We start from the raw sequence: 2709 nt of genomic DNA on the forward strand, positions 1-2709 counted from the left end.
CTGATGCTGATAGTAGAGCAGGCTCTGTGATTGTCTGACTAGGAAGAGCTACTATACAATTATTCGCATCTTTTATATTCAGGGTATTAGTCCCTGCTGAAAGACCAGTATAGTTTCCGCTTGATTGATATCCTCCTCCATTTAGAGAGTATTCATATCGCGGTACTCCTCCTGTTGCTGATGTAATACTGATTGAACCTGTGGAAGCTCCATTACACAATACATTCGTTTTGGTTACCGTTGCTGATAATAAAGCAGATTCTGTAATTGTCTGACTAGGAAGGGATACTACACAATTATTAAGATCTTTTAAATTCAGGGTATATGTTCCTGCAGCAAGACCAGAAAATAAACCACTAGACTGATAAGCACCTCCATTTATTGAATATTGATATGGCGCATTTCCTCCAGAAGGGAATACATTTAATGAACCTGTTGATGCCCCATTGCAAAGCACATTAACCTTTATAAAAGCCGCAGACAAAGCTGTAGGCTGACTAATTGTTTGGTTAGAAAGTGCTACAATACAGTTATTCGCATCCTTCATATTTACAGTATAAACCCCAGCCGCTAGGTTCGTAAAGCTTCCACTAGACTGAAACGCCCCTCCATTTATCGAATATTGATAAGGAGAAACTCCACCGGTTGGAGAAGTTATGGATATTGCACCTGTCGATGCGCCATTACACAATACATTCGTTTTATTTATTGTTGCAGTTAGAAGTGTTGGTTGAGTAATAGAATATGCAGCGTCCAATGTTGTGACGCAAGAAGTATTAGCTGCATCCCTTATCCGCACATTATAAACTCCAGCGGTAAGTCCTGTAAAATTTCCAGAAGATTGCCAGGTTCCACCACCATTAATTGAATATTGATATGTTCCGCCACCTCCCATTGGAGAAGAAATAGAGATTGTCCCTGTTGCCGCCCCATTACAATTCACATTGGTCGAGGCAATTATTCCGCTTAGATTAACTGTTAAAGTTGCTGTATTAGATACAACCGAATTTGGACAAGCATATATTACAGCCCTATAATTATTTCCATTCATTGAAGTCGTTACACCTGAGAGTGTAAGAGTACTTCCTGTTTGTCCTGTAATAGTGGTAAATGGTCCAGAACCTCCCGCTTGAACCTGCCATTGATAAGTATTCCCTGCTGGGGTTGAAGCCACAGTAAATGATGCATTCGATCCCGGGCAAGCATATGCATTGACTGGCTGAGTAGTGATTGTAGGATTTGAATTACTTATAATTACGCTTGACTGCACATTCCCATAGTTTGGGGAAGGAGGTTTATTAAGTGACAATCCTCCGTTAGTAAGTATGTCACCTACCCCGTTATTTGTGAAGGACCCTCCTACGCTCAATCCTGAGCATCCTCCCCCTCCACCATTTCCTTGTATTGTTCCATTATTGGTAACAGAACCTATCACTGTCATGACTCCTCCCAGTGACACTACTCCCCCATTTACAGTTAGATCCCCACCAACAGTAATCGCAGAACCAGGATATGTATTGAAAACCCCCTTTTTATTTACAACAATACTTCCGCTTACATTTAGCGTTCCATAATTATTTAATGTATTTGTAGTTAAATAGATGTTATCTGTATTAACTGTTCCATAGTTATTATATACAACTCCACTTTGATATATACCTGCAGAATTATTTAAAGAATTATTCCAGGTACCATAATTATTCATTATAGTAGTACCATCAACATTAGTGACAATAGAAGTAGAACTTAGGGTAACTCCACTTCCTAAGCATAATGTAACATTGGATTTCCAATTAATATTAATCGTCCCAGTGTACGTACCAGTTCCAGTAATACAGAGTATCTGACCATTGGCTGCAGCCGTAATATTAGTAGATGTCGTTCCACTAACATTAACTGTTTGAGAACAACCTGTACATTGGCTGTATCCTCTTCTTATATCCGCAAAAAAAACTATTGTAAATAAAATGGCGAGTAGAAAATATTTCATTTAATAATGCAAGAGAAAATAAAAACCGAAATTATAAGTAGAAATATGGAGCTAACTAAACTTTTAAATGTGATAATACCACTTAAAAAAACCTGATCTGCATTGATCTTCAATTCTATTGACATATAATATAAACATAGACATAACTATGCGAAGTCAATGTAAAGACCTGAGCAGTTAAGGATAAATAAGATAGGCTATAATAAATTGATTTTTAAACTAGTGTGATTGACTTAGTAATTGTATAATCTTGATTTTATAGAAATTAATATGACCTCTAAAGAATGGCTTGAAGAAATTGAAAATTTGCAGATTTGAAAGAATTATTAATTTAGTCCCCTTTAATAATAACTTATTGTATCTCAAATATACTCCTACCTCTAAATTAGAATTTATAATTATTGTATTAGTTACGCTATGTTATAAAACAGTTTTACATTCAATAACTATGAACAGTTAACCGTATTTTCCCTGATGCGTTTTCGTATTTTTTAACGCAACATGTATGTTATAGTTGCAAGTTGAAACAAATATTTTTAACATATTTTGATTATCAATTCTTTCTCATCACTATTCAATAATATTATATGTGATACTTATGTATTTTTTTGCTATCATGAAAGAAAACCATTTTACTTTAATGCAATTCATACTCTATCATGTCCAACCTCCTTGGTCATACGGGCTTCATATTGTAACCTTCCCATTATTAGGACAGC

At 35.7% G+C, this 2709-nt stretch carries 1 protein-coding gene; it reads right to left on the reverse strand.

All coding sequences use genetic code 11. The features are described 5' to 3' along the window. A partial coding sequence (locus tag J7604_RS26145) for a beta strand repeat-containing protein (RefSeq protein ID WP_367113620.1) occupies positions 1–1990 on the reverse strand: 1990 nt, incomplete at its 3' end. Between the last annotated feature and the right edge of the window lie 719 nt (positions 1991–2709).

Origin of the sequence: Sporocytophaga sp. (assembly GCF_017745095.1) — a bacterium.
GTDB lineage: Bacteria > Bacteroidota > Bacteroidia > Cytophagales > Cytophagaceae > Sporocytophaga.